Genomic DNA, 25,688 nt, shown 5'->3' on the forward strand with positions numbered 1-25,688 from the left:
AGCAATCGCGGGGCGGCGTCGGCCTGTGCCCCGCCGGCCGCGGTCCGCGCACGGCCGGCCGCGGTGGGTGAGGCCGACGGCGGTCCGGGTGCGGCCCGCTGCCGGCGGTCCCGGTGAGGGGGTCCGTGCCCTTGCGGGAACCCGCCGGTCCACCGGGGCGTTCTACCGGCGAGCGAGGACGGGCGGGACCGGTACGGCCGGCGTGGATGTCGCTACCATCGGCCAGCATCGGCGGGCGCCCGCCCGACCCCCCAGGCCAGGGAGCGAAACGTGCTGATCACCCACGACACCCGGTGCGCACTCGACACCGTGGTGGATCTGGTGAACTCCGCGCCGGAGGACGACGCGGCGGCGGACGGACTGCCCGACGTCCCGACCCTCACGGATTTCGTACGAAACCACGAGATCAGCGATGTCGGCGTGCTGTCGGAGTTCGACCTCTCGGCGGTGCGCAGGGTCCGGGGACGGTTCGCGGCGATCTTCGCGGCCCCCGACGCCCGGACCGCCGCCATGCTGATCAACGAGCTGGTCGCGGCCGCGGGCACCACTCCTCGCCTCACGGACCACGACGGCTACGACTGGCATGTGCACTACTTCGCGCCGGGCGCCTCCGTGGCCGACCATCTCGCCGCCGACTGCGGGATGGCGCTGGCCTTCTTCGTGGTGGCCGGGGAGCAGGAACGGCTGCGGCGCTGCGAGGCACCGGACTGCCGCCGCGCCTTCGTGGATCTCTCCCGCAACCGCTCGCGCCGCTACTGCGACAGCCGCACCTGCGGAAACCGGCTGCATGTGGCCGCCTACCGGGCCCGGCGCAAAGAGGCGACGGGCTGAGACGTCGCGTCCGATGCGACGTCGGTCCCGGCGGGTGGCGCCGGGACGGACGCGTACGGCTCACAGCAACAGCAGGTCGTGCAGCGCAGCCATGAGGAGCAGACACCCGATCACCGCTAGGAAGATCATCAGCGGTGGCTGGGAAAGGGCGAAGAGGCACCCGCGCGGCTCGTCCTTCGGCGGCGCGGCCTCGCTCTGTGTCGTGTCCAGCATCTCGCGGCAGATCATGACGCACGCGGTGCCCCACTCGCGATCACGCACGAAGATCTTGCGGGAGTGCGCCGAATACCGCGAGGTCTCGTTCGGCTGGTGAACGAATCCGGACGCCCGGGGACCCACTGTGTCGTTTCAGCGAGTCATGTGACTGTCATATGCCGTGCTTCTTGAGGATCGCCTCGATGTCGCTGAAGTCATCCGCCGGGCCGGTGGCCTTGGGCGCGGCGGCGGGGCGTGCCACGGGACGGGGCGCGCCGCCCGGTGACGGTGCCGAGGCCGCGGGCGCCACCGCGTCCCGCTCCGTCCGCCCGGCCGCCTTGCGCCCGGCACCGGCGCCTCCCCGCCGGCGCTCCACGGCGCGCGTACCGGCGAACAGGAGCCAGGCGGCGCCCAGTACTCCGAAGCCCGCCCAGGCGGTGGGGCTCAGGGCCGTGTCGGAGAGCCAGCCGACGATCCCGGTCATCACCAGGCCGACCGGCACCAGCGAGTAGGCCGCGATGCGGGCCGCCGCCAGGAAACGCTTGCGGTAGGCGGTGACCACCGCGATACCCAGGCCCGCCGCGGACACGGCGGAGCAGACTGTCTCGGCGATCATCCGGTCCTCCTGGCGGCTCGGTCGGTCGCTTCCATCGTGCACCTTCGGATCCCCGCGATGCCATGCTCCCACCCGACATCAGGGACATCTCCGGGTCGCCTCCTCCCGCAGTGCCGGGTGCCGGGAGGGCACCGCGCACCCCCGCTCCCGATTGGGTCGCCCGCGCCCGGCCTGGAAGACTGGTGGGCATGAGCGACTCCTCCCCCGCACGCACCGATGCCCTCGTCCTCGACGTCTGGTGCGAGTTGCAGTGCCCCGACTGCCGTACCGCCCTGGACGACGTCCGCGCCCTGCGCGCCCGCTACGGCGACCGGCTGGAGCTGCGGCTGCGGCACTTCCCGCTGGAGAAGCACAAGTACGCCTTCGCCGCCGCCCAGGCCGCCGAGGAGGCGCTGGAGCAGGGCAAGGGCTGGCCGTACGTGGAGGCCGTGCTGGAGCGGGTGGCGGAGCTGGGCGGTCAGGGAGAACCCCTCCTGGTCGAGGTCGCCCGGGAACTCGGCCTGGACGCCGAGGAGTTCGACACCGCGCTGATCGACGGCCGGCACATCCTGGTCGTCGACGCCGACCAGGCCGAGGGCAAGGCGATCGGCGTGACCGGCACTCCGACGTACGTCATCGGCGGCGAACGCCTCGACGGTGGCAAGAGCCAGGAGGGGCTGCGCGCGCGCATCGAGGAGATCGCGGACCGGCTGCTGGCCGAACGGGACGGCGGGGAGGCCTGAGGACCGGGCCGGCCGACGGGGTCCTGGTGCGAAGAGCCGCCCTCGGTCGGTGGCTCCACTTGCCCGCGACGCGGGCCGTGCGCTGTCCCGGGGCGCCGCCGGGCCCGGCACAGCGCCCGCCCGGGTCCCTCCGGCCCCGAGGGCGTCCGGGAGCGGCGCGCCCTAGAGCAGGTGCTTGCTCAGGGAGTGGGTCACCGTCTCGTAGCCGAGTGACGTGTACAGCCGCTCGGCCGGGGTGTTGCCCGCGAACACGTTGAGGCCGAGGACCGGTCTGGCGGCCTCGATCGCCTGGCGTTCCGCCAGCAGCATGAGCGTACGGCCGTGTCCCCGGCCGCGGTGGGCCGCGTCGGTCTCCACGTCGAACACGTACGCCCGGGTCTCCTCCAGCGCCACCCACAGGGTGCCCACCCGGCCGCCCGCGTGCTCCAGCACGCTGAAGAGCATGCCGTCGGTGGCGAGCCCGTGCGGCAGCAGCCGGGCGTGGTCGTCGCGGGCCTTGGCGCGGGCCACGGCTTCGGGTATGCCCCGGTCCATCCACATGCGCGCGTACCGCTCGCTCTCCGCCTCCTGCCACGCGTCGAACTCGGCCCCGGTCATGGGCCGCGCGTGAGCGTCCGGCGGCAGCGCGGGCGAAGTGTCGTCGAGGCGCTTCTCCATGCCGCGGTTGCGCACGGTGTAGCCGAGGGTGCGGAACAGGCGCAGCGCGGCGTCCGCCGCGACGGGCACCACCGTCTCCATCTGGACGCAGCCCCAGCCGCGGGCCACCTCCTCGGCGGCGAGCGCGGCCACGGTGCCCCGGCCGCGCCGCCGGTCGGGCTCGGCGATCCGCAGGTCGACGATGCGGGCCACCGAGTCGCCGAGGCTCGGCGAGGTGCCGAGGCGGATCTCACCGACGGGACGGCTGTTCACGCACACCGCGAAACGCCGGGAGCGGGTCCCGTCGGGGTGCTGCTGGAGCGGCTCGGCCGGCCGCAGGGTCGTGGTCATCACAGGTGTTCTACCCGCGACGCCCCCTCACGTCAGCCCGTTTTCCGGCTCAGGGGTCCAGGTCCTGTCCGGAGCGCTCCTCGAAGATCCGCATGGCCTTGGCGGTCACCGGGCCGGGCGCGGCGGGCAGTTCACGGTCATCGACCCGGTGCACGGCCTGCACGTCCCGCAGGGTCGAGGTCAGGAACACCTCGTCGGCCCGTTCCAGGACGTCCAGCGGCAGGTCGGTCTCCTTGGCGCCCGTCCACTCGACCGTCAGGGCCCGGGTGATGCCGGGCAGGCAGCCGGAGGCCACCGGCGGAGTGTGGATCTCCCCGTCCAGGACGACGAAGACGTTCGAGCCGGTGCCCTCGCAGAGCTGTCCGGCGGTGTTGCCGAACAGCGCCTCGGAGCCGCCGTGTTGGTGGGCGCGGGCCAGGGCCACGACGTTCTCGGCGTAGGAGGTGGTCTTCAGGCCGGTGAGGGCACCGCGCTCGTTGCGGGTCCAGGGGACGGTGACCACCGAGGTGGTGTCCGGGCGGCGGGTGGTCTCCCCCAGGGCCACGACCAGGGTGGGGCCGTGGTCGCCGCGGTCGGAGCCGAGCGGGCCGTGGCCGCCGGTGTAGGTGATCCGCAGCCGGCCGAGCGGCATCGGGTTGGCCTCCAGCACGGCCGTGCAGGCGCGGCGCACCTCGTCGTGGTCGGGCTCGGGCAGGCCGAGGCCGCGGGCCGAGCGGGTCAGCCGGTCCAGGTGCCGGGTGAGCGCGAACGTCCTGCCGTCCACGGCCTTCACGGTCTCGAAGACGCCGTCGCCGACCGTCAGCCCGTGATCGAAGACGGAGACCAGGGCGGAGTCCGGTTCCCGCAGCTCGCCGTCCAGCCAGATCTTCATGTCAGCGCCCCTTCGGTCTCCTCGTACGTCCCCGACGCTATCGCGAGCAGCCGGGACGCCTTCAGCTCGGTCTCCCGCCACTCCCCCTCCGGGTCGGACCCCCAGGTGATGCCGGCGCCGGTGCCGAAGCGCAGCGTCGCCGCGCCCGCCGCGGACCGGTCGATCCAGAAGGTGCGGATGCCCACGGCCAGCTCGGCGGTGCCCCGGTCGGCGTCCACCCAGCCGATGCCGCCGCAGTACGGGCCTCGGGGCGCCGTCTCCAGGGCGTCGATGATCCGCAGGGCGCTCGACTTGGGGGCGCCCGTCACCGAGCCGGGAGGGAAGGCCGCGGCCAGCAGCTCCGGCCAGCCGGCTCCCGTGCGCAGCTCGCCGCGCACGGTGGAGACGAGATGGACGAGCCCCGGGTGCTTCTCCACCGCGCACAGGTCGGGGACGCTCACGCTGCCGGTCGCGCAGACCCGCCCGATGTCGTTGCGGACCAGGTCCACGATCATCACGTTCTCGGCGTAGTCCTTCTCCAGGAGGTCCGCCTCGGTGCGCCCGGTGCCCTTGATGGGGCCCGACTCGACCGTGCGGCCGTCCCGGCGCAGGAACAGCTCGGGCGAGGCGGTGGCGATCTCCACGCCGTGCTCCGGCAGCCGGATCGTCCCCGCGTACGGCGCCGGGTTGCCGCGGGCCAGCGCGGCGGTCAGGGCGTCCACGTCGGCGCCGGGGGCGACGGGCGCGCTGAGCACCCGGCAGAGGTTGGCCTGGTAGACCTCGCCGGCCGCGATGTGCTCGCGGATGCGGCGGACCGCCGCCGTGTAGGTGGCGTGGTCCAGGGAGGAGGTCCAGTCCCCCGGCCTCGGGCCCCGCCAGCCGCCGGGCGCCGAAGCGGGCACCGGTTCCTTGCGTACGTCCGCGAAGCGGGCGCAGGTCAGCCGGCCCTCGAAGTCCGCGCAGACGGCCCAGAAGCCGGTGGAGTCCAGGGCCGCCGGGTCGCTGGTGACGTCGAGGAGGCCGGTGGCGACGCGGTCGCCGAAGCGGGCGAGAGGAGGGTGGTGGAGCACGTGGTCGAGTCTAGGTCGGGTGTCCGAGAGGTGGCCCCGGCATGTCCCCGAGGGCACCCCGGCCACCGGGTTCCCCGGGCGCACCGCAGCACGCTGCGCAAACGCGTTTTTGTGCTGGCCCGGGAATCCGCTAGAGTTCAACACGTCGCCGGGACGCGGAAGCGGACCGAAACGACAGGCGGACGTAGCTCAGTTGGTAGAGCGCAACCTTGCCAAGGTTGAGGTCGCGAGTTCGAGCCTCGTCGTCCGCTCGAAGGAAGAAGGGGTCATCCCGATCCCCTACACTCCTGGTGGAGTGGCCGAGAGGCGAGGCAACGGCCTGCAAAGCCGTCTACACGGGTTCAAATCCCGTCTCCACCTCCAAGGACGATTAGCTCAGCGGGAGAGCGCTTCCCTGACACGGAAGAGGTCACTGGTTCAATCCCAGTATCGTCCACTGGATCCTCGGATCCCGGATCTTCTCGAAGATCCCACCCGCGCGATTAGCTCAGCGGGAGAGCGCTTCCCTGACACGGAAGAGGTCACTGGTTCAATCCCAGTATCGCGCACTGTCTGTGACTTGCGGGTCACAGCCCGCGGACGATTAGCTCAGCGGGAGAGCGCTTCCCTGACACGGAAGAGGTCACTGGTTCAATCCCAGTATCGTCCACACATCAAGGAGCCCCCGGCCGTCTCGAACGGCCGGGGGCTTCTTCGTGTCCTCAGCTGGAGAACAGCATGTGACCGAAGCTCTTGTGGCGGTGGTGGCCGTAGTGACCGTGGCCGCCGTGCTGGCCGCCGTGCGGGGCACCCCAGGCGGGTGCGGCCGGGGCCGCGGGGTAGGCCTGCGGGGCGGCGGGCGGGGGCGGGGCCGGCTGCGACCACTGGGACTCCAGGCGGGTCAGCGCCTCCAGCTCGCCGTAGTCGAGGAAGATGCCGCGGCAACCGCTGCACTGCTCGATCTGGACGCCGTTGCGGTTAAAGGTGTGCATCGGCGCATGGCACTTCGGACACTGCATGCTCGGCTCAACTCCTCGCCGGTCGGTACTGCTTCGTGTTCCCCCCAGGACAGACTCCGTCCGGCCCCGGGCGGTTGCAGCCTAGTCCGGGATTCCCGGCGTCCGTCGAGGGGGGATGGCCGGCATCCGCGCGCAGGCGTCGACCACGGCCTGCTCCACCTCGTCCGGCGGGCGGCCGGCGGCCAGTGCCTTGGTGACCGCCAGGGCGGCCGTCTGCACGGTGAGTGCGCGGGCCGGGACGTCCAGGGCCCGCCAGGGGTCGCCGTCCGGGGGCACGGCCGGGCCGCCGGCCTGCCGGTAGGCGGCCAGGAAGCGCGTCCACTCGTCGGGCGGGAGGAGTCCGCAGGCGTACCAGGCGGCCGGGCGGGCGAGGTCCCAGGCCGGGACACCGGCTCCGAGGTCGTCGACGTCGATCAGCTTCCACGGCCCGTCCGGTGCCGGGTGCCGGACGAGCTGGCCGAGGTGCAGATCACCGTGGCAGAGGGCCGCCGGGCCGGGCATCGGGGCGGCCGCCCTGGCCCAGGCGGGGAGACCGGCCCAGGCGGCCAGTACCGGGCGGGCGGCGGCGCGGGCCACCGCGTCGGGCGTGGCGCGCAGCGCCGCGTGGAGCCGGCCGATCGCACGGGCGGCCTTGGCGGGGCCGCGCATCGGGGGGAGGCCGGCCGGGACGGGGGCGCGGTGCAGCAGGGCGAGGAGGGTGGCGGCGGACTCCCAGGGGGCGGCGTCCGGGTCGTCCGGGTCCACGGGGACGCCGTACGGCCAGAAGGTCACCAGGCGGTCGTGCAGCGGGGCCGGGGCGGGGGTGAGCGGAGGCAGGAGCACGTCCGGGAGGCGGGCGGCCGTGGTGACGCGCAGGGCCAGTGCGGTGGGGTCGGTGTCCGGGGCGTGCGCCTTGGCGACGGTGCCGGCGTGCCGGACGACGGTGGCGTCGGGGCGGTCGGCGAGGGGGGTGCCGGCGCAGGCGCAGGGGGCGGCCGGGGTGTGGGGGTGGGCGGCGGCCCTGGCCCTCGCGGTGAGGGCGGATATGAGAGTGGTTCCGGTGCGGGTGTCTGCGTCTGCTTCTGCGGTCAAGGCTGCCTCGGGCGCGGTGGGCTGGATGGGCCGAGGGTACTGGGCCGTGCCGTGGAGCCCGCCGCCCGTCCCGACGGAACACCACCGCCCCGGCCGCGCCGCCCCGCTGGAGCCCTGGGCTGGATGGGCCGAGGGTACTGGGCCGTGCCGTGGAGCCCGCCGGCCCGCCCCGACGGGGCACCACCGCCCCGGCCGCGCCGCCCCGCTGGAGCCCCGCGCCCGCATGTGCGGTCCCGCCGGAGCACCACCACGCCCGCCCGCGCCGCCCCGCCCCCGCCCGCGCAACCCCGCCGGAGCACCAGCACCCCCGCCGCCCCGCCGGAGCACCGGGTCCGTATGTGCGGTCCCGCCGAGCCGATGCGTGCCGTCCGGACCCCAGGCCCTCGGGGCCCCCGGGCGCACCAGGTCCGCGCACCCCCGCCCGGGCCACCCGGCGGTCGCCGTTCGCGGTGCCGCGCTCGATGTCCGTCCGGAAACGGCTAATGCCGGCGCAGCTCCCCAGCTGCGCCGGCATTTGTGCCGTCCGCCGCACCCCCGTCCCCACGGGGTTTCATGGATCGATGTTCCCGCCCGGACCGCTCTTCCGGGCCTGGGGTCGCCGCTCAGCGCCCCAGCATCGCACCCACGGACGACGCCTGTGTGGCCACCGTCTCCCAGCCGTCGAAGACGAGCAGGAGCAGGGCCGCCAGGGGAAGGGCCATGAGCGTCGCCACCAGGGGGTGGCGGCGGCCCGTCCGGCGGGGGGCGAACGCGGTGCGTCGCGGTGCCGTGTGGGCCATGGTCCCTCTCCTGACCGTTTCGGTTGTCGTCGGCAGCGGCGGGTGTCTGACCTCGGGGGACGAGTGCTCCACCCGCCGCTTGACCTCAAATCTAGATGCGCGGCACGCAGGGGACGTCATGCCTTCGTACCGATTGCCGGGCCTCCAGGAGGATGAGCCGTCACCCGCGGCCTACTCCCCTGGGTGGAGGCGCGCACCCGCGTCTCGGGGTCTTCCCCGAGGGGACGCCCGCTGTGTCCGGTCATTTCCGAAGCGTCCCACGGTCCGGACGGAGTGACTTCGATCACTCGGAACGGGGGCGGGAGGGCGCCCGGAGGGGGAGCGCGACGCGGGGCGCGGTCGTCCGTGCGGGCCGTCGGCGGCCGTCGCCCGGCGGACGTACCGCACGGTGCACCACGTCACCGCGTGAGTCCAACCTCCGTGCCGCTTAGGCCCGTTGAGATCACCTTCCGCCCGAAGTTGCCGTAAGGCACGGCTTCCTGACCGCGTTTCACCTCCCCCGGACAGCCCACACAATCCGTCCGGGCGAGAGGGCGCGGCCTCTGCGCGCAGGCGGCCGTGGAAACGTAAGCTGTGCCACGTCACAGGGACCGGGCAGCGGGGATGAACATGGCGATGATGCGCCTGAGGCGCGAGGACCCGCGCGTCGTCGGCTCGTTCAGGCTTCACCGACGGCTCGGCGCGGGCGGGATGGGCGTGGTCTACCTCGGCTCCGACAAGAAGGGCCAGCGGGTCGCGCTGAAGGTGATCCGGCCCGACCTGGCGGAGGACCAGGAGTTCCGGTCGCGGTTCGCGCGCGAGGTGTCCGCGGCCCGGCGGATCCGGGGCGGGTGCACGGCCCGGCTGGTCGCCGCCGATCTGGAGGCCGAGCGGCCCTGGTTCGCCACCCAGTACGTGCCCGGCCCCTCCCTGCACGACAAGGTCGCCGACGAGGGCGCGCTCGGCGCGGCGGACACGGCGTCGATCGGCGCGGCCCTGTCCGAGGGGCTGGTCGCCGTGCACGAGGCCGGTGTCGTCCACCGGGACCTGAAGCCGTCCAACATCCTGCTGTCCCCCAAGGGGCCGCGGATCATCGACTTCGGCATCGCCTGGGCGACCGGTGCGTCCACGCTCACCCACGTGGGCACCGCGGTCGGCTCGCCCGGCTTCCTCGCTCCCGAGCAGGTGCGCGGCGCGGCCGTCACCCCCGCCACCGACGTCTTCTCCCTGGGCGCGACCCTGGCGTACGCCTCGACCGGCGACTCGCCCTTCGGCCACGGCAGTTCCGAGGTGATGCTGTACCGGGTGGTGCACGAGGAGCCGCAGCTGTCCGGCGTACCGGACGCGCTGGCCCCGCTGGTCCGGGCCTGCCTGGCGAAGGACCCCGACGAGCGGCCCAGCACCCTTCAGCTGTCGCTGCGGCTCAAGGAGATCGCCGCCCGGGAGGCGCAGGGCCTGGACGGCGCGCGGCCGCCCGCACCGCGCGCCGCCGAGGCGGACCGGCCCACCGGCCGGCTCGTCGACACCTATCCCGAGCAGCAGCGCACCCAGCGGCGTACCGCACCCGGTACGCCGCTGCCGCGCGGGGGCGGGCAGCCCCGGGGCGGGGTGCCCGCCAGGGGCGGGTTCCCGGCGCGCGGCGACATGACGTCCCGTGGTGGTGCGCCCTCGCGCGGCGGCAGCGGTGCGCGCGGCGGCGGTGCCTCCCGGCCGGGTACGGCGCGCCCCACTCCGGTGCCGCGCGGCGGCGGCCCGCGTTCCGGTGGCGGCCGGCCCGCTCCGCGCGGTGGGCGTGCGGGGCAGCGCCCGGGCAGACTCGGGCTGCGGCCGGCCAATCCGCGGCTGCTGCGGCAGCGGCTGTTCGTGTTCGTGGTGGTGACGCTGCTGGTGGCGCTCGGGATCGCGGTGGCCCAGGGCTGCCAGGGCCCGGCGCGCGGGCTCGGCGACGACGGCGGCGTCCAGCGGCAGCGGCACACGGAGCCGGGCCATCCGCCGCCGGGCCCCGGCACGCTCCCGGCGGACCGGCGCCCGTCGGTGCTGAGCCACGACGCCGGGAACTGAGCGCGGGCCCGGGAGAGACCGGGGCGCCGAGGGGTGCCGGAGCCCCGGCCCGGTCGAGACAGGGTGGAAGCGAGGCAGGCCCCCGCCCCCGCCTGCCCGGGACTCAGGGGAGCGGCGCGGCACCGGGGCCCGCCCGAGCACACTCCGGGCGGGCGAAGGCGGCGGGACCCGCGCGATCCCCCTTCGAAAACGCGGCGGAGGGGCTGCGAGTCCCGGTCAGGACTCCGGTCGGCCCGTCGCCACCGCGTAGAACGCCACCGCGGCAGCCGCCCCCACGTTGAGCGAGTCGACGCCGTGGGACATCGGGATGCGGACCCATTCGTCGGCGGCGACCAGTGCCTGCGTGGACAGCCCGTCGCCCTCCGCGCCGAGCATGAGCGCCACCCGCTCCATCCGGTGCGGGGCGGCCTGGTCCAGGCTGCTCGCCTTCTCGTCCGGGGTGAGCGCGAGCAGGGTGAACCCGGCGTCGCGGACCGAGTCCAGGTCCCTCGGCCAGCTCTCCAGGCGGGCGTACGGCACCGAGAACACCGCCCCCATGGAGACCTTGACGCTCCGCCGGTACAGCGGGTCGGCGCTGTCGGGCGACAGCAGCACCGCGTCCATGCCGAGCGCCGCCGCCGAGCGGAAGATCGCACCGATGTTCGTGTGGTCGTTCACCGCCTCCATGACCACCACCCGGCGGGCCGAGCGGAGCAGCTCGCCGGCCGTCGGCAGCGGCTTGCGCTGCATGGACGCGAGGGCGCCACGGTGCACGTGGTACCCGGTGACGCGTTCGGCGAGTTCCGGGGTGACGGCGTACACCGGAGCCGGGAGCTCGTCGATGACGTCGCGCATGACGTCGATCCACTTGGCCGAGAGCAGCATCGACCGCATCTCGTAGCCGGCCTCCTTGGCCCTGCGGATGACCTTCTCGCCCTCCGCGATGAACAGGCCTTCGGCGGGCTCGCGCTTGCGGCGCAGTTCGACGTCGGTCAGGCCTGTGTAGTCGGAGAGGCGCGGGTCGTCGGGATCGTCGACGGTGATGAGATCGGCCACAGGGTGATACTGCCTTGTCCTGGGTGTGGTGCCAACGGCTCTGAAGGGGTTGCGTTACCCCGGGTTACGCGTGATCAAGCAGCGGGCTCCGGGCCGACCCGCACGACCTCGCCGATGACGATGACGGCCGGGGGCTTCACGTCCTCGGCCCGTACCGTCTCGGCGACCGTGGCCAGGGTGGCGTCCACCCGGCGCTGGGCGGCCGTCGTCCCCTCCTGGACCAGGGCGACCGGGGTCTCGGGAGACCTGCCGTGCGCGACGAGCGTCTCGGCGATCTTCCCGATCTTGTCGACGCCCATCAGGACCACCAGGGTGCCGGTGAGCTTGGCCAGCGAGGGCCAGTCGACCAGGGACCGCTCGTCGTCGGGCGCGACATGGCCGCTGACGACGGTGAACTCGTGGGCGACCCCGCGGTGCGTGACCGGGATGCCGGCCGCGCCCGGCACGGAGATCGAGCTGGAGATGCCGGGGACCACCGTGCACGGGATGCCGGCCTCGGCGAGCGCCTGGACCTCCTCCATGCCGCGCCCGAAGACGAACGGGTCGCCGCCCTTGAGCCGGACGACCGCCTTGCCCTGCTTGGCGTGCTCGACGAGCGCGTTGTTGATGGCCTCCTGGGCCATGTACCGGCCGTAGGGGATCTTCGCCGCGTCGATCACCTCGACGTGCGACGGCAGCTCGGCGAGCAGGTCGCGCGGGCCGAGGCGGTCGGCGATGACGACGTCCGCCTCGGCGAGGAGGCGCCGGCCGCGGACCGTGATCAGGTCGGGGTCGCCGGGGCCGCCGCCGACCAGCCAGACGCCGGGCGCGCGGGTGCGGTGGTGCGGGGCGACCAGGGTGCCGTCGCGCAGGCCTTCCACGACGGCGTCCCGGATGGCCGCGGTGTGGCGGGGGTCGCGGCCACGCGCGTGCGTGGTGAGCACGGCGACGGTGACGCCCTCGCTGTGGCCGGTGGCCGGGGTCCAGGCCGTCGCCCGGTCGGCGTCGTCGGAGCGGACGCACCAGACGCGGTGCCGCTCGGCCTCGGCGGACGCCCGCGTGTTGGCCTCCGGGTCACTGGTGGCGATGAGGGCGTACCAGGCGTCGGCGAGGTCACCGTCCTCGTAGCCGCGCCTCACCCAGGTGATCTCGCCCGCGTCCGCCATGGCTTCGACGGAGGGGGTCGCCCCGGGTGAGACGAGCACGATGTCCGCGCCCGCGGCGATGAGCGCCGGCAGACGCCGCTGAGCCACCTGGCCGCCGCCGAGGACGACCACGCGGCGGCCGGAGAGGCGGAGGCCTACGGGGTAAGCGGGGTGTTCGGCCATGAGGTACGGCTCCTCGTGCAGCTGTGAATGGGCGCGCTGCACCTTCGGAGCGGCCCTGACGTGCGGATTTTATGCCGTGGACACGGCACACGGCACGGGTGGTCCGGCAGCTGAACACCGGACCACCCCGCCTCGCGACGGCTACTTCTCGGTGACTCCCGCCGAATCGAACGTCGCCACCTCGTGCATGGCCCGCGCCGCGCTCTGCACCAGCGGCAGCGCGAGCAGCGCGCCCGTGCCCTCGCCGAGGCGCAGGTCGAGGTCGACCAGCGGACGCAGGCCCAGCTTGTTGAGGGCCGCCACATGGCCGGGCTCGGCGCTGCGGTGACCGGCGATGCAGGCCGCGAGGACCTCGGGGGCGATGGCGCGGGCCACGAGGGCCGCGGCTCCGGCGCTGACGCCGTCCAGGATCACCGGGGTGCGCAGCGAGGCGCCGCCGAGCAGCAGGCCGACCATGGCCGCGTGCTCGAAGCCGCCGATCGCGGCGAGGACGCCGATGGGGTCGGCCGGGTCCGGCTGGTGGAGTTCCAGGGCGCGGCGGACGACCTCGGTCTTGCGGGCCAGCGTCTCGTCGTTGATGCCCGTGCCGCGGCCGGTCACCTCGGTCGGGTCGGCGCCGGTGAAGACGGAGATCAGCGCGGCGGAGGCGGTGGTGTTCGCGATGCCCATCTCACCGGTGAGCAGCGCCTTGTTGCCGGCCGCCACCAGGTCGCGGGCGGTCTCGATGCCCACCTCGATGGCCGCCCTGGCCTCCTCGCGGGTCATCGCGGGTCCGGTGGTCATGTCGGAGGTGCCGCCGCGGATCTTGCGCGGCAGCAGGCCCGGGGTGGCGGGCAGGTCGGCGGCCACGCCCACGTCCACGACGCACACCTCGGCGCCGACCTGGCCGGCGAAGGCGTTGCAGACGGCTCCCCCGCCGAGGAAGTTGGCCACCATCTGGGCGGTGACCTCCTGCGGCCAGGGGGTGACGCCCTGGGCGTGGACGCCGTGGTCGCCGGCGAAGATGGCGACGGCGGCCGGCTCCGGGATCGGCGGCGGGCACTGCCGGGACAGCCCGGACAGCTGCGCGGAGATGATCTCCAGCATGCCGAGCGCGCCGGCCGGCTTGGTCATGCGCTTCTGGCGCTCCCATGCCTCGCCGAGCGCCTTGGCGTCGAGCGGGCGGATCTGTGCGACGGTCTCGGCGAGCAGGTCGTGGGGTTCCTCTCCGGGCAGGGCGCGGCGGCCGTACGTCTCCTCGTGCACCACCCAGGACAGGGGGCGCCGCTTGGACCAGCCGGCCTGCATCAGCTCGGGCTCGTCCGGGAATTCGTCGACGTACCCGACACACAGGTAGGCGACGACCTCCAGGTGCTCGGGCAGGCCGAGCGCGCGGACCATCTCCCGCTCGTCGAAGAAGCTGACCCAGCCGACGCCGAGGCCTTCGGCGCGGGCGGCGAGCCAGAGGTTCTCCACCGCGAGCGCCGAGGAGTAGGGCGCCATCTGCGGCTGGGTGTGACGGCCGAGGGTGTGACGGCCGCCGCGGGTGGGGTCGGCGGTGACGACGATGTTGACCGGGGTGTCGAGGATGGCCTCGATCTTCAGTTCCTTGAACTGCTTCGCCCGGCCCTTCGGCAGCGACTTGGCGTACGCCTCGCGCTGACGCATCGCCAGTTCGTGCATCGTCCGCCGGGTCTCGGCGGACCGGATGACGACGAAGTCCCAGGGCTGCGAGTGGCCCACGGAAGGCGCGGTGTGCGCGGCCTCCAGGACTCTGAGCAGCACCTCGTGCGGGATGGGGTCGTTGCGGAAGCCGTTGCGGATGTCACGGCGTTCGCGCATCACCTTCAGGACGGCCTCGCGCTCGGCGTCGGCGTAGCCGGGCGCGGCCGGGCCGGTGGACTGTCGTGCTTCCGCCACTGCGACCGTGCTCTCTTCCTGGTCGGCGGCCCTGGTCTGCAGGTCCTCCGCACGCTGTACGACGTCGGGGGCCGGCTCGGCGTCCGGCGCGGCCGGTACGGCGACCGGCTCGCCCTCGCGGGGCGCGGGTACGGTGGCCACCGGCTCCGGCTGCTCCCGCGGGCCCTGCGCGGTCTTTGCGGGGCGGCCCTCGACGGGCACGACGAGCGGGTGCGGCGGGGTGGGCGCCAGGTGCGGGGTGGTGGGCACCTGGCCCTCCACCGGTACGAACTGTCCGAGCGGCTGCTCAGGGTGCGGCTCGACCGGGAGGCCGGAGGGCAGGAGCGGCTCCGCGAGCTGCGCGTTCGGGTCGGCGGCGGGGTCCGGTACGGCGGCGTCCGGCGCCTGCGGCGGGAGCGGCTGTCCGGCACCCGCCGCCGGGCCGGCAACCGTCGCGGGGTCGGCGGCCGTCGCGGGGTCGGCGGCCGGTGCCGGGGCGGCGGGCTGTCCGGGCGCGCTCTGGTCGCCGGTGTCCGCCGCCTGCGGCTGCCGCGGTTGCTGCCGGACGGTGGGCACGGCCGGGGCATCGGCGCCGTGCGGAACGTTCCCGGCGAGCTGCGGCCCCTGCATCTGGAGCACGGCAGACTCGGAAGCCTGGGCGGCCTCGGAGCCGTCACCGGCGGGCGAGGCGGGTACGGCGCCCTGGGCCGGGGTGCCCTGGGCCGGGGTGCCCTGGGCCGGGGTGTCCTGTGCCGCGGCAGCCACGGCCGTGTCGGCGTGCGGCGCTTCGGCGGTGACGGCGGGGGTGGCCTGCGGCGCCTCGGCTTCGGCGGTCTGCGGCTGGGCTGCCTCCGGGGCCGGGGCCGGGGCCGAGGCACCGGGCTCCTGAGCCTGCGGGGCGCCGGGCTCCATGGCCTGCGGGGCTGCGGGACCGCCGGCGGCGGACTCCTGGGCCTGCGCGTCGGCGGACCGGCCGGCCGGTGCTTCGTCGCCGGTGCCGGGGGCGTCCGGGCCCGGCTGAGCCGGTACGGCCGCGCCGGTGGTCTCGTCGGCGCCCTGCTGGGCGACGGCCTCGGCGGCGGGGGCGCCGGCCGGGACCTCCGCGGCGGCAGGGTCGGCGGCCTGGGCCTCGCCCTGGGCGGCGGCGGGGTCGGCGGAAGCCACGGCACCCTGGGCGGCGGCCGGGCCGGCGGAAGCGACCGCACCCTGAACGGCAGCCGGGACGGCCGCAGCGTCCGCACCCTCGGCGGTCGCGGTGGCCGTGGCCTCGACGGGGGGCTGCGGCTGGGCGGCGTCGGCGAGTTGGGCAGGGTCTCCGGGCTTCGCGGCTCCGCCCGCCTGACCGCCATCGGCGGCCTGAGCGCCATCAGCGGCCTGCGCGGCGTCGGCAACCTGAGCACCGTCGGCGACCTGACCGCCATCGCCGAGCTGGACGGCATCGGCGACCTGCGCGGCTCCACCGGCCTGACCGCCATCAGCGGCCTGCGCGGCGTCGGCAACCTGAGCACCGTCGGCGACCTGACCGGCATCACCGAGCTGGGCGGCATCGGTGACCTGCGCGGCTCCGCCGACCTGACCGGCATCGGCGGCCTGACCGCCATCAGCGGCCTGCGCGGCGTCGGCGACCCGAGCACCGTCGGCGACCTGACCGGCATCGCCGAGCTGGACGGCATCGGCGACCTGCGCGGCTCCACCGGCCTGACCGCCATCAGCGGCCTGCGCGGCGTCGGCAACCTGAGCACCGTCGGCGACCTGCGCGGCGTCGGTGACCTGTGCCGCGTCGGTGACCTGACCGCCGGCGATGACCTGCGCGGCACCGGCGGCCTGCGCGGCCGCATCCGGCTGCACGCCCTCGGCAGGCTGCACGCCTTCGGCAGGCCGCACGCCTTCCGTCGGCTGCACATCTTCGGCAGGCTGCGCGCCTTCCATCGGCCCGGCCGCAGCGGTGGGCTGAGCCCCCTCGGCGTCAGCCGTCGGCACCGCCGCCGCGTCGGCCTCCTCCGGGTGGGTCCCCTCGGCCTGGGCCACCGGCGTCTCCGCCGCCACGGCCTCGGCGCTCGCCGGGGCCGACTCCGCCGGGCCAACGACACCGGCGGTCTCCACGCCCTGTGCCGCACCGCCCGGCGTCTGGTCGTGCGCGGCCTGAACGGGAACGGCCTGATCGGGCGCGGCCTGGACGGCTACGGACGGGTCGGGGACGGCCTGTCCCGGCGCCACCTGCGTCGGAACGCCCTGCTCCACTGACTCGGCCACGTCTGATGGAGCCACGTCTGATGGGGCCACGTCCTGGGCGACGGCGGTCCCGGAGGCCGCACCGACGCCGGCTCCCTGCGCGGGCGCCGGCCCCTGGGCCCCGCCCGGCACCTCGGCGGTCCCAGCCGCCCCGGCGGGCAGTTGCCCGGCCTCCCCGCCCTCGGGCACCGCCACGGCACCCTCGGCAGCGGGTACGGTCTCCCCCGTCGGCGGCACCAGGGCCGCGGCACCGTCAACCACAACCCCGCCGTCGGCCACGGCACCGCCGTCACCGGCAGCCGCCTCCGCGGCGGCCGCGATAGCCTGCGCACCGTCGGCGAGCTGCGTGCCGTCGGCGAGCTGCGCACCGTCGGCGAGCTGCGCACCGTCGGCGAGCTGCGTACCGTCCACCGGAAGCGGAGCGTCCGCGGCGGCCACGCCGTCCTGCGTCCCCGGCGCCTGACCGCTCTCGGCGCCCTGCACCGCGGCCGGAACACCCTCGACATCCTGCGCCGCGGCGGGAACACCCCCGGTACCCGGTGCGGCCGCCGGAACGCCCTCTGCGTCCGGCCCCGTCGGCGCGGTGTACACCCCGTCGTGGCCGTGCACCGGCTGCACCCCGTCGTGGCCGTGTACGACCTGCACCTGGCCGGTGTCGCCGACCGCGCTCTGGGCCGCCTGGTGCGCGAGGCGGGCCATCGCGGCCTGGGCGGCGTCGGCCGACTCCGCGGCCACCGGCGGACCAACCGTTTCGGCAGCCGTCGCCTGCGAGCCGACCTGGGCCGGGGCGGCGGGCGCCGCGCCCCAGGGGGCTGCGCTCTGCGGTGTCATTTCGCGCAGCGGCTGGGCGTCGAGGTACTCGGGGCCGGGGGCGGCCGGCCCGGGCTGGCGTACCGGCGCCCCGGCGGGGCCGCGGTCGGCGAGGGAGCGGACCGGGCTGGCGGAGGCGTTCGGGATCGGCGGGCCGGGGTGCAGCGGGCGGCGGGCCTGCTGTTGGGCGGCCGTCGGGTCGTGCGGCGCCGAGAGAATGGGCGACGGCGGCACCGATGCCGGACCCGGCTCGGGCAGGCGGACGCCGCTGAGGTCGACCGAGCCGCTGTCGCGGCCGGACGTCTCGTGCGGGCCCGGCTCGTGCACGGCTTCCACCACCGGCTCCGGAGCGGGTGGCGGCACCTCGTTGCCCCACGCGCCCTGGGCACCCGGCAGCAGCAGGTCTTCGTCCTCGGCGGGCGCCTCGGAGAGGTAGGTGTACGCACCGTGCGCGGAGACGCCCGGCTGCTCCACCATGCCTGCGCTCTCCGGCTGCCCCTCGCCCGGGACCTGGCCGGTGTCGGTCATGCGTACCCCTCGCCCATCGGTTAATGCTCCTACGACCAGCTCACCCGGAACGGCGCACCGACCGCCCCGCAGTGAAGAACGAGCGTCCGTGCCCAGCGGCACGAACGACCCGCCGGAAAAGGCGACAAAGCCATTCAGTGGCATTGTCCCGGTCGTTCCGCCGTCGCGACAGCATGATCCGCGACAGCCCGCTGTGGACTGCGCCACGTTGCGCGTCCTCCGGTTCCGCCGTACCACACCCACCCCAAAGCGGGCGCGCGTTCCGGACATTGGCGAACGAAGTCCGGGCCACCGGTGCGGTACAACGATCGGCCAGCCTACCCCGCGCGGTACGACAACAGGATCACGGGGCGCGATCGGGGAGAACGCCGCTGAGCAGGAACGCGACGCTCCGCTCGGTCTCGGTCCAGGCCCGGGTGTCGAGTTCCACGGACTGGAGCAGGGCGCACTCGACGCGGTACCCGTGCTCGGTCAGATCGCGGCCGACGCGCTCGGCGGCGTCCCGGGTCGCGGCGTGCGTGACGATGCGCTGCGGGCGCCGGTCGGCGACCGCGGAGACGACGGCCGGCCCCCCGCCGCCGACCCGTACGACGTCCGGCTCGGGCAGGTATTCGAGAACGTGGGGTGCGCTGCCGTAGACGACCTGGAGCTGGACGCCGGACCGGCGCGCGGCGCCCTCGGTGCGGGTGCAGGCGGCCGGATCGTGGTCGACGGCGATGACGGCCGCCCCGCCGCGGGCGGCCTCGGCGGCGAACGCGCCGGCGCCGCAGCCGATGTCCCACACGAGGTCGCCGATCCGGGGCCCGAGACGGGCGAGTTGGGCGGCGCGCAGCAGTTCCGTCTCGCCCTCGCCGAGTCCGCCGCGCGGTCCGGCGCCGTAGGTCTCGTCGGGCTGCACCCAGCCGCGCGGGCCGGCTGCCGGGTCGCGTCCGGCGATCCAGCCGCCGCCCTCCGTCGCACCGGCCGGCCCGCCGATGACGATCACGACGTTGGGGTCGCGCCAGGTGTGGTCGGCGGCCTTGTCGGAGGTGACGACGGAGACCTGTTCGCGTTCGGTGCCCAGTTCCTCGCAGATGACGAAGGTGCGGTGGACGCCCTCCAGCAGGAGGCCCAGCTCGGCGGGGCCGGCGCCCGGTGCGGTGAGGACGGCGACCTTGGTGTGGGCGCGGCAGACGTTCACGGCCCGGCGCAGCGTGCGCGGGTGGGCGACGACGACCTGGGCGTCGTCCCAGGGCATGCCGGCGCGGGCGAAGGCGGCGGCGACGGCGGAGACGGCCGGGACGACCTCGACCTCCAGGCCGAACTCGGGGGCCCGCAGGGTCCGTACGACACCGAAGAAGCCGGGGTCGCCGTCGGCGAGCACGACCGCGGTGCCGCGGTGGGCGGCGATGCGCCGGGCGGCCAGGGCGAGGCTGCCGAGACGGATGCGTTCGGCGGTGGGCGGCGCCTCGGGGAGTGCCAGGTGGTGGGCGGCACCGGCCACGAGGGTGGCGGCGCCGAGGGCGGCCCGTGCCGTGTCGGTCAGCGGCGAGCCGTCCCAGCCGATCACGGTGACCCGGTCGGCCATCGTCGTCAGTCTCCAGGGGTTCTGCGCGGGTCTTCGGGGGGACCCGGGGCGGGTTCCGTGAGGGTACCCGGTGCGGCTGGGGGGTCCTCGACCGCGGGCTCAGTTCCAGTCCGAGTACGAGGTGAATCCACCTGTGTCGGCCAGCTGCTCGCCGACTCCGGCCAGGTCTTCCGGCAGCAGGCTCCAGACGATGACGTCCGTGCGCACCTCGGTCCAGGATCCGTCCTCGGTCCTGGTGCGCGCTATCCAGGCGTTGCGGAGCACGCCCTCGCTGATGCAGCCGATCTTCTGGGCCACCTGCTGGGAGGCGGTGTTGTCGGCGGCGGTGCGCAGTTCGAGCCGCTCGAACTTCCGGTCGTGGAAGAGCCACTGGGCGGTGGCGAGGGCCGCTTCGGAGGCGTAGCCCTCGCCGCGGGCCCAGGGGGCGGTGACGTAGGCGATCTCGCTGGACCGGACGCGCCAGTCCGTGTTCCTCAGATGGACGACGCCGACGAGCCGCTGGGTGAGGAACTCGGTGACGGCGAGGACGATGCCGCGGCCCTCGGTGCGTTCGCCCGAGGCGAGCCGGGTGATCCACCGGCGGGCGTCGGCCTCGGTGTAGGGGTGGGGCACGGTGGTCCAGGCGACGACCTGCTCGTCGTTCATCATGTCGGCCAGGGCGGGCACGTCGTCCTCGTCGAGGGGACGCAGCACCAACCGCTCCGTGCTGATGGAGATGTTGGGGAAGGTGCTCGTCATGCGCCGCTCCGTAACCTTCGGAAATTCCTCGAAAGACCGTCAGGGCCGTCAGGCCTGCTGAACTGCCCAGCATGCAGCATGAACCCACCGAACCGCACGACGGGGTCCACACCCCGTGAGGGAGTGGACCCCGTGCGTGGCGAAACGCCTCATACGTGCCGTCGGCCGCCGGTCACCGGCGGTACGGACAGCGGGTAGGTGCCCGTGGCCCGGGCGGTGGGGGCCGGGGGCCGGCCGCCGCGGCGGTCACGGGCCCGGGTGCCGGGCCGGTGCTCCGCCGGATCAGAAGGACGGGATGACCGAGCCCTGGTACTTGTCCTCGATGAACTTCTTGACCTCGGGCGAGGTGAGGAGCTTGGCGAGCTTCTTGACCCGCGGGTCGTTCTCGTTGCCTTCCTTCACCGCGAGGAAGTTGCCGTAGGGGTTGTTCTTCGGGGACTCCAGGACGAGGGCGTCCTTGGCCGGCTTCAGGCCCGCGGAGATGGCGTAGTTGCCGTTGACCACGGCCGCGTCCACGTCGTCCAGGGAGCGCGGGGTCTGGGCCGCCTCGACCTCCTTGAACTCGAGGTTCTTGGGGTTCTTGGTGATGTCCTGCGGGGTGGCCTCGTTGCCGACGCCGTCCTTGAGGGTGATGAGCCCGTTGGCGGCGAGCAGCTTGAGGGCGCGGGCCTCGTTGACGGCGTCGTTCGGGACGGCGATGGTCGCACCGCTCTTGAGGGCGTCCGCCTTCTCGACCTTGTGGGAGTACAGGCCGAGCGGCTCCAGGTGGACCGTGACGACGGGCGCGATGTGGGTGCCGCGCTTCTTGTTGAAGTCGTCGAGGTACGGCTGGTTCTGGAAGTAGTTGGCACCGACCGAGCCGTCCTCGGTCGCCGTGTTCGGCGTGATGTAGTCGGTGAACTCCTTGACCTCCAGGTCGAGGCCCGCCTTCTTCGCCAGCTTGTCCTTGACGAAGTTCAGGATCTCGGCGTGCGGGGTCGGGCTCGCGGCGACGACCAGCGGGCCGGTGGTGTCGGAGGCGGAGTCGTTGCCGGAGCCGCAGGCGGACAGCCCGAAGGTGAGGGCTCCGGCGGCGAGGACGGCGGTGGTGAGCTTGGCGGTGTTACGCACGAAAAGTGCCTTTCCTTAAAGTGGTGCGACCCCGTGTACGGGTGGACGGGGGGTTCGTGGGGCGCTTACGCGACCTTGTCGACGTCGGCCGCCGCGGGCTCCCCGGCCTTCAGCAGGCGGAGCCTGGGCGCGGGGCCGGAGCGGGCGCCGCGGCGGTGCAGGGAGCGGGCGGCGAAGTCGCCGGCGAACTGGATGAGGGAGATCACGACGGCGAGGACCGCCACGGTGATCCACATCAGTTCGGTCTCGAAGCGCTGGTAGCCGTAGCGGACGGCGAGGTCGCCGAGGCCGCCGCCGCCGACCGTGCCGGCCATGGCGGAGTAGCCGATGAGGGCGATGATCGTGGTGGTGGTGCTGGCGATCAGCGAGGGCAGGGCCTCGGGGACGAGGACCTTGCGGACGATCGTCCAGGTGTTGCCGCCCATGGACTGCACGGCCTCGACGAGCCCGTTGTCCACTTCGCGGACGGCCGTCTCGACCAGCCGGGCGAAGAAGGGGATGCCGCCGATGGCGAGCGGCACGATCGCCGCGGTCGTCCCGATCGTGGTCCCGGTTACCCAGCGCGTGAAGCTCATCAGCGCGACCATCAGGATGATGAACGGCATGGAGCGGCCGACGTTCACGATCTGGCCGGTCACCTTGTTGGCGACGACGTTCTGGAGCAGGCCGCCCCGGTCCGTGAGCACGAGGAGGATGCCGAGCGGAAGGCCGGCGGCGACGGCGATCAGGGTGGACCAGAGCACCATGGCGAACGTCTCGGAACACGCCTGGGACAGCAGGGGCTGCATCTCCGACCAGGTCACTTGGCACCTTCCTTGACCAGCAGGGCCTCCTGGCCCACGACGTCGATCTGGAGGCCCTGCTCGCGCAGGAATCCGACCGGCACCACGTTGTCCTCGTAGCGGCCGGGCAGTTCGATGCGCATCCGGCCGACCTGGAGGCCGGCGACGGTGTCGATGGCGGCGCCGAGGATCGAGATGTCGATGTTGTAGGTGCGCGCGAGCTGGGAGATGACCGGCTGGGTGGCGGCCTCACCGTGGAAGGTGACGTCGAGGACGGTCCGGTCGGCGCCGGAGGCCTCGCCGCCCACCGGGAACAGCGCGGCGGCCAGCTCCGAGCCGGGGGTGGCCAGCAGCTCGCTGACCGTGCCGGACTCCACGATCCTGCCCTTCTCCATCAGGGCGGCGGAGTCGCAGATCGACTTCACGACGTCCATCTCGTGGGTGATGAGCAGGACGGTCAGGCCCAGCTGCCGGTTCAGGTCGCGCAGCAGCTGGAGGATGGAGCGGGTGGTCTCGGGGTCGAGGGCGCTGGTGGCCTCGTCGGAGAGCAGCACCTTGGGGTCGCCGGCGAGGGCGCGGGCGATGCCGACGCGCTGCTTCTGGCCGCCGGAGAGCTGGGCGGGGTGGGCCTTGGCCTTGTCGGCGAGGCCGACGAGGTCCAGCAGTTCCAGCGCCTTGCGGGAGCGCTCCTTGCCGGACTTGCCGAGGATCTCCAGCGGCAGCTCGACGTTGTCCTGGACGGTCCGCGAGGACAGCAGGTTGAAGTGCTGGAAGACCATGCCGATCCGGCTGCGGGCCTGGCGCAGTTCCCTGCCTGCGCGCGGGCCGCGGCCGGCCAGGGCGGTGAGGTCCTGCCCGGCGACGGTCACGGTGCCGGAGGTGGGGCGCTCCAGCAGGTTGACGCAGCGGATGAGGGAGGACTTGCCGGCGCCGGACTGGCCGATGACGCCGTAGACCTCGCCTTCGCGGACGTGGAGGTCGACGCCGTCGAGGGCGGTGACCTCACGGCCGCGGGAGCGGTAGACCTTGGTCAGGCCCGAGGTGGTGATCACGTGGGTTTCCGTCACTGTCGAGTGCACGGGCGTGGGTGTGCCCGGGCACGGTGCGTTTCGTGCGTTCGTTCAGGGACGCGGCACGGTTCTCGCGTGGCGGTGTAACCGGGAGAACGTCAGGTGCGCGCGGCGGCCTTCGGTCGCGTACGGCCACAGGCGGACGCCGGACAGGCCGCGGCTCTCGCTTCGGGGCGCGAGGCTCAGGTGGTGCGGGGGCCCTCTAGAAGGCGCACATTCGACACGGACACATACAACGAGCACCGGGCGTGCGGGTCGCCTCGGTCGCAAGGGTGCGGCAGCTCGTCGTGGTCATGAGATCAGTAAAGCAGACGGACCGTCGTGACCGGACGCCGCCGTCCGCATAGTGGACAGCGGCGGACAGCGGTGACCAGGCGCTCAGCCGCGGGCGGTGATCTCCACTCCCCCGTCGGTGGCCAGTGCGGACAAGGCCGACAGGTCCCTCACCACCAGGTCGGCGTCCAGCTCGGCCGCCTCATGGGTTGTGGCCAACGCCACGGTGGTCATGCCGGCCGCGCGGCCCGCCCGCAGTCCGGCGGGGGCGTCCTCGAAGACCACGCAGTGGGCGGGGTCGACGCCCAGCTGCCGGGCGGCGAGCAGGTAGGGCTCGGGGTCGGGCTTGCCGCGGGTGACGTCGTCGGCCGACACCAGGGACTTCGGGGTGATGCCGACGGCACCCAGGCGGGCCTCGGCCAGGCGCCGGGTGGCGGAGGTGACCACGGCCCAGCGGTCGGCCGGCAGGGCGTCCAGGAACTCCCGGGTCCCGGGCAGCAGGCGTACGCCGCCGTTCGGCACGTCTTCGACCTCCAGCTGTTCGACCCGGGCGACGGCCTCCGGCACCAGGCGGGCGGGCAGCAGGTCGCCGACTATCTCGACGGCCGTGCGTCCGTGCAGTTCCACGCGTGCGAACTCCTCGGCGGTGATCCCGTACTCCCGGGCCCAGCGGGTCCAGCAGCGCTCGACGGAGTCGAGGGAGGAGACGAGGGTGCCGTCGTTGTCGAACAGGAGGGCGTGCGCGTGGATCGTCATGGTCTAGACCCTACGGGGTACGCCGGGGTCGGCCGCCGCCGCCCGTTTCGGCCGTAATAAGGTCACGGCATGCTCAATGCCCTGACGCTGCTGACCGGCGTTGCCGCGCTGCTGCTCGCCGCCTGGTGCGGCTGGGCCGCCCATCGTGACCAGCCGACGAAGGACTGGCACTTCATCGGCATGGCCGTGGTGTCGCTGCTGGCCGTCGTCCAGCTGGCGACCGGGATCGTGCAGCTGGCGCGGGGCGAGAAGCCGGAGCAGGGCACGACGATCTTCGTGGCGTATCTGCTGGGCGCGTTCGCGTGCGTTCCGGCGGCGGGCCTCATGTCACTGGCCGAGCGGAGCCGGTGGGGCTCGTTGACGGTCGCGGCGGGCGGCGTGGTGCTGGCCGTCCTGGAAGTACGGCTCTACGACATCTGGGGAGGCTGAGGTGACGGCGGTGGAGGAGAAGCCGACCCGGCTGATCAGCGGGCCGGGCATTCTGCTCGTCTGGCTCTACGGCGTGATGGTGGTCGGCGCGGTGTCGCGGTCGGCGTACCAGATCGCGACCGAGTTCGACCGGGCGCCGCTCGCCTACGCGCTGTCCGCCGTGGCCGGAGTGGTGTACGCGTTCATCACGTACACGCTGGTCCGGGGCGGCGAGACGGCCCGCAGGGCGGCGCTGGTGTGCTGTGCGGCCGAACTCGCGGGCGTGCTGGTCGTCGGCACGTGGACCCTGGTGGAGCCGTCCGCGTTCCCGGACGCGACCGTGTGGTCGAAGTACGGCGCGGGGTACCTCTTCATCCCCGTTCTGTTGCCGCTCTCCGCGATGTACTGGCTGCGGAAGGCCCGCGCGCGCGGGGACGCCTGAGGCTTCGTCGGCGACGGCCGGCCGGCCGCGCCCGGGCGGCGGTGCCGCCCGCGACAGGGCCCCGCGCCGGCGCCGCCCCTCACGCCGTCTGCGCGTACTGACCCGCCCGCTTCTCCAGGACGAGCATCTCCACGCCGTCGGTGCCCTTCTGCCGGCCCACCGTCTCGTAGCCGGAGCGGCGGTACAGGCGGAGGTTGCCCTCGCTGCGGTGACCGGTGAAGAGGCGGAACCTGGTGGCACCCCGCTCCTCGGCCAGGGCCGCCTCGGCGGTGCGCAGCAGCCGCGCGCCGATGCCGTGGCCCTGGAGGCGCGGGTGGACGCAGAGCTTGCCGATGGCCGCCGCGCCGTCCTCCGTCACCTTGCCGCGCACCGAGCCGACCACCTCGTCGCCGAGCCTGGCGACGAACACGCAGTCGGAGGCGACCTCCTGGCGGACGGAGTCCAGGCTCTGCACGAGCGGGTCGATGCGGTAGTTGCCGTACAGCGCCGCCTCGCTCTGGAAGCACAGGTACTGGAGCCGGAAGATCTGCTCCGCGTCCTGCTCGGTCGCCACCGAGATGGTCACGCTCATGCCCATGTGCGCACGCCCCTCG

At 74.1% G+C, this 25,688-nt stretch carries 24 protein-coding genes and 5 tRNA genes; 11 read left to right on the top strand and 18 right to left on the bottom strand.

Going from position 1 to position 25,688, the window contains the following annotated elements; translation table 11 throughout:
• The first annotated feature begins 270 nt into the window (after positions 1-270).
• The gene (locus tag JK361_RS23285; RefSeq protein ID WP_201821414.1) at positions 271-831 is read left to right on the top strand and encodes a CGNR zinc finger domain-containing protein; all 561 of its coding nucleotides are present in this window, start codon (positions 271-273) and stop codon (positions 829-831) included.
• Between the two features lie 60 nt (positions 832-891).
• Here JK361_RS23285 and JK361_RS23290 read toward each other — a convergent pair whose 3' ends face one another.
• Positions 892-1,092, bottom strand: coding sequence for a hypothetical protein (locus JK361_RS23290; RefSeq protein ID WP_201821846.1), 201 nt, complete (start codon positions 1,090-1,092; stop codon positions 892-894).
• A gap of 106 nt (positions 1,093-1,198) precedes the next feature.
• Positions 1,199-1,642, bottom strand: a complete 444-nt coding sequence (locus JK361_RS23295) for a hypothetical protein (RefSeq protein WP_201821416.1) — start codon at positions 1,640-1,642, stop codon at positions 1,199-1,201.
• 188 nt (positions 1,643-1,830) lie between these two features.
• Here JK361_RS23295 and JK361_RS23300 point away from each other — a divergent pair, with 188 nt between their 5' ends.
• The gene (locus JK361_RS23300; RefSeq protein ID WP_201821418.1) at positions 1,831-2,364 is read left to right on the top strand and encodes a DsbA family protein; all 534 of its coding nucleotides are present in this window, start codon (positions 1,831-1,833) and stop codon (positions 2,362-2,364) included.
• 162 nt (positions 2,365-2,526) lie between these two features.
• Here JK361_RS23300 and JK361_RS23305 read toward each other — a convergent pair whose 3' ends face one another.
• Genes JK361_RS23305 through JK361_RS23315 form a run of 3 tightly spaced genes read right to left on the bottom strand, consistent with a single transcriptional unit; the run spans position 2,527 to position 5,271 of the window.
• Positions 2,527-3,351 (bottom strand): GNAT family N-acetyltransferase, encoded by an 825-nt coding sequence (locus JK361_RS23305; protein ID WP_201821419.1) that lies wholly within the window; start codon positions 3,349-3,351, stop codon positions 2,527-2,529.
• Between the two features lie 49 nt (positions 3,352-3,400).
• Entirely contained in the window at positions 3,401-4,222 is an 822-nt protein-coding gene (locus JK361_RS23310; protein ID WP_201821420.1) for an aminotransferase class IV, read from the bottom strand.
• Positions 4,219-5,271: a chorismate-binding protein gene (locus JK361_RS23315; protein ID WP_201821421.1), complete on the bottom strand. Its 1,053-nt coding sequence runs from the start codon at positions 5,269-5,271 to the stop codon at positions 4,219-4,221. Before JK361_RS23315 ends, JK361_RS23310 begins: the two co-directional genes overlap by 4 nt.
• Before the next feature lie 178 nt (positions 5,272-5,449).
• Between JK361_RS23315 and JK361_RS23320 the strand changes: the two genes are divergently transcribed.
• The 5 genes from JK361_RS23320 (at position 5,450) to JK361_RS23340 (ending at position 5,920) form a co-directional block, all read left to right on the top strand.
• Positions 5,450-5,522 (top strand) — tRNA-Gly (locus tag JK361_RS23320).
• 38 nt (positions 5,523-5,560) lie between these two features.
• Positions 5,561-5,634, top strand: a tRNA-Cys gene (locus tag JK361_RS23325).
• Between the two features lies 1 nt (position 5,635).
• Positions 5,636-5,707, top strand: a tRNA-Val gene (locus tag JK361_RS23330).
• Between the two features lie 40 nt (positions 5,708-5,747).
• A tRNA-Val gene (locus JK361_RS23335) sits at positions 5,748-5,819 on the top strand.
• 29 nt (positions 5,820-5,848) lie between these two features.
• Positions 5,849-5,920, top strand: a tRNA-Val gene (locus JK361_RS23340).
• Positions 5,921-5,972: 52 nt separating this feature from the next.
• On the opposite strand, the gene JK361_RS23345 is transcribed toward JK361_RS23340, so the two are convergent.
• From JK361_RS23345 to JK361_RS23355, 3 genes are all read right to left on the bottom strand, one after another.
• Positions 5,973-6,269 (bottom strand): TFIIB-type zinc ribbon-containing protein, encoded by a 297-nt coding sequence (locus JK361_RS23345; protein ID WP_201821422.1) that lies wholly within the window; start codon positions 6,267-6,269, stop codon positions 5,973-5,975.
• Positions 6,270-6,350: 81 nt separating this feature from the next.
• The gene (locus JK361_RS23350; protein ID WP_201821423.1) at positions 6,351-7,340 is read right to left on the bottom strand and encodes a phosphotransferase family protein; all 990 of its coding nucleotides are present in this window, start codon (positions 7,338-7,340) and stop codon (positions 6,351-6,353) included.
• Positions 7,341-7,942: 602 nt separating this feature from the next.
• Positions 7,943-8,119, bottom strand: a complete 177-nt coding sequence (locus JK361_RS23355; protein ID WP_014671580.1) for a hypothetical protein — start codon at positions 8,117-8,119, stop codon at positions 7,943-7,945.
• A 603-nt stretch (positions 8,120-8,722) separates the two neighbouring features.
• On the opposite strand from JK361_RS23355, the gene JK361_RS23360 reads away from it, so the two are divergent.
• A complete protein-coding gene (locus JK361_RS23360) occupies positions 8,723-10,159 on the top strand; it encodes a serine/threonine-protein kinase (protein ID WP_236053459.1) in 1,437 nt (478 codons plus the stop codon).
• Positions 10,160-10,375: 216 nt separating this feature from the next.
• Here JK361_RS23360 and JK361_RS23365 read toward each other — a convergent pair whose 3' ends face one another.
• The 3 genes from JK361_RS23365 to cobT form a co-directional block, all read right to left on the bottom strand.
• A complete protein-coding gene (locus JK361_RS23365) occupies positions 10,376-11,194 on the bottom strand; it encodes a TrmH family RNA methyltransferase (RefSeq protein ID WP_201821425.1) in 819 nt (272 codons plus the stop codon).
• Positions 11,195-11,268: 74 nt separating this feature from the next.
• Positions 11,269-12,501 (bottom strand): uroporphyrinogen-III C-methyltransferase, encoded by a 1,233-nt coding sequence (cobA, locus tag JK361_RS23370; protein ID WP_201821427.1) that lies wholly within the window; start codon positions 12,499-12,501, stop codon positions 11,269-11,271.
• Positions 12,502-12,642: 141 nt separating this feature from the next.
• Complete coding sequence (cobT, locus tag JK361_RS42660; protein WP_443732166.1) at positions 12,643-16,281, bottom strand: nicotinate-nucleotide--dimethylbenzimidazole phosphoribosyltransferase; 3,639 nt, start codon at positions 16,279-16,281, stop codon at positions 12,643-12,645.
• Between the two features lie 492 nt (positions 16,282-16,773).
• On the opposite strand from cobT, the gene JK361_RS42865 reads away from it, so the two are divergent.
• Positions 16,774-17,973 carry a hypothetical protein gene (locus JK361_RS42865; RefSeq protein ID WP_201821847.1) on the top strand — a complete coding sequence of 400 codons (1,200 nt, stop codon included), beginning with the start codon at positions 16,774-16,776 and terminating at the stop codon, positions 17,971-17,973.
• Between the two features lie 319 nt (positions 17,974-18,292).
• Here JK361_RS42865 and cbiE read toward each other — a convergent pair whose 3' ends face one another.
• The 6 genes from cbiE to JK361_RS23410 all read right to left on the bottom strand — a co-directional run bounded on the left by cbiE (position 18,293) and on the right by JK361_RS23410 (position 24,245).
• Positions 18,293-19,516 (bottom strand): precorrin-6y C5,15-methyltransferase (decarboxylating) subunit CbiE, encoded by a 1,224-nt coding sequence (gene cbiE / locus JK361_RS23385; protein ID WP_201821429.1) that lies wholly within the window; start codon positions 19,514-19,516, stop codon positions 18,293-18,295.
• A 99-nt stretch (positions 19,517-19,615) separates the two neighbouring features.
• Complete coding sequence (locus JK361_RS23390; RefSeq protein WP_201821430.1) at positions 19,616-20,254, bottom strand: GNAT family N-acetyltransferase; 639 nt, start codon at positions 20,252-20,254, stop codon at positions 19,616-19,618.
• 282 nt (positions 20,255-20,536) lie between these two features.
• On the bottom strand, positions 20,537-21,364 hold the full coding sequence (locus tag JK361_RS23395; RefSeq protein WP_201821432.1) for a MetQ/NlpA family ABC transporter substrate-binding protein: 828 nt from the start codon (positions 21,362-21,364) through the stop codon (positions 20,537-20,539).
• A 65-nt stretch (positions 21,365-21,429) separates the two neighbouring features.
• Positions 21,430-22,167, bottom strand: coding sequence for a methionine ABC transporter permease (locus JK361_RS23400; protein ID WP_201821434.1), 738 nt, complete (start codon positions 22,165-22,167; stop codon positions 21,430-21,432).
• Complete coding sequence (locus tag JK361_RS23405) at positions 22,164-23,198, bottom strand: methionine ABC transporter ATP-binding protein (protein ID WP_201821436.1); 1,035 nt, start codon at positions 23,196-23,198, stop codon at positions 22,164-22,166. The genes JK361_RS23400 and JK361_RS23405 overlap by 4 nt, the downstream gene beginning before the upstream one ends.
• Positions 23,199-23,594: 396 nt before the next feature.
• Positions 23,595-24,245, bottom strand: coding sequence for an HAD family hydrolase (locus JK361_RS23410; RefSeq protein ID WP_201821438.1), 651 nt, complete (start codon positions 24,243-24,245; stop codon positions 23,595-23,597).
• A 69-nt stretch (positions 24,246-24,314) separates the two neighbouring features.
• Here JK361_RS23410 and JK361_RS23415 point away from each other — a divergent pair, with 69 nt between their 5' ends.
• Both JK361_RS23415 and JK361_RS23420 read left to right on the top strand, forming a co-directional pair.
• Positions 24,315-24,674: a hypothetical protein gene (locus JK361_RS23415; RefSeq protein ID WP_201821440.1), complete on the top strand. Its 360-nt coding sequence runs from the start codon at positions 24,315-24,317 to the stop codon at positions 24,672-24,674.
• 1 nt (position 24,675) lies between these two features.
• Positions 24,676-25,095, top strand: a complete 420-nt coding sequence (locus tag JK361_RS23420) for a hypothetical protein (RefSeq protein ID WP_201821442.1) — start codon at positions 24,676-24,678, stop codon at positions 25,093-25,095.
• A 79-nt stretch (positions 25,096-25,174) separates the two neighbouring features.
• Here JK361_RS23420 and JK361_RS23425 read toward each other — a convergent pair whose 3' ends face one another.
• Positions 25,175-25,672, bottom strand: coding sequence for a GNAT family N-acetyltransferase (locus tag JK361_RS23425; RefSeq protein ID WP_201821818.1), 498 nt, complete (start codon positions 25,670-25,672; stop codon positions 25,175-25,177).
• Positions 25,673-25,688: the final 16 nt, after the last annotated feature.

Origin of the sequence: Streptomyces musisoli, from assembly GCF_016741855.1 — a bacterium.
GTDB classification, from domain to species: Bacteria; Actinomycetota; Actinomycetes; order Streptomycetales; family Streptomycetaceae; genus Streptomyces; species Streptomyces musisoli.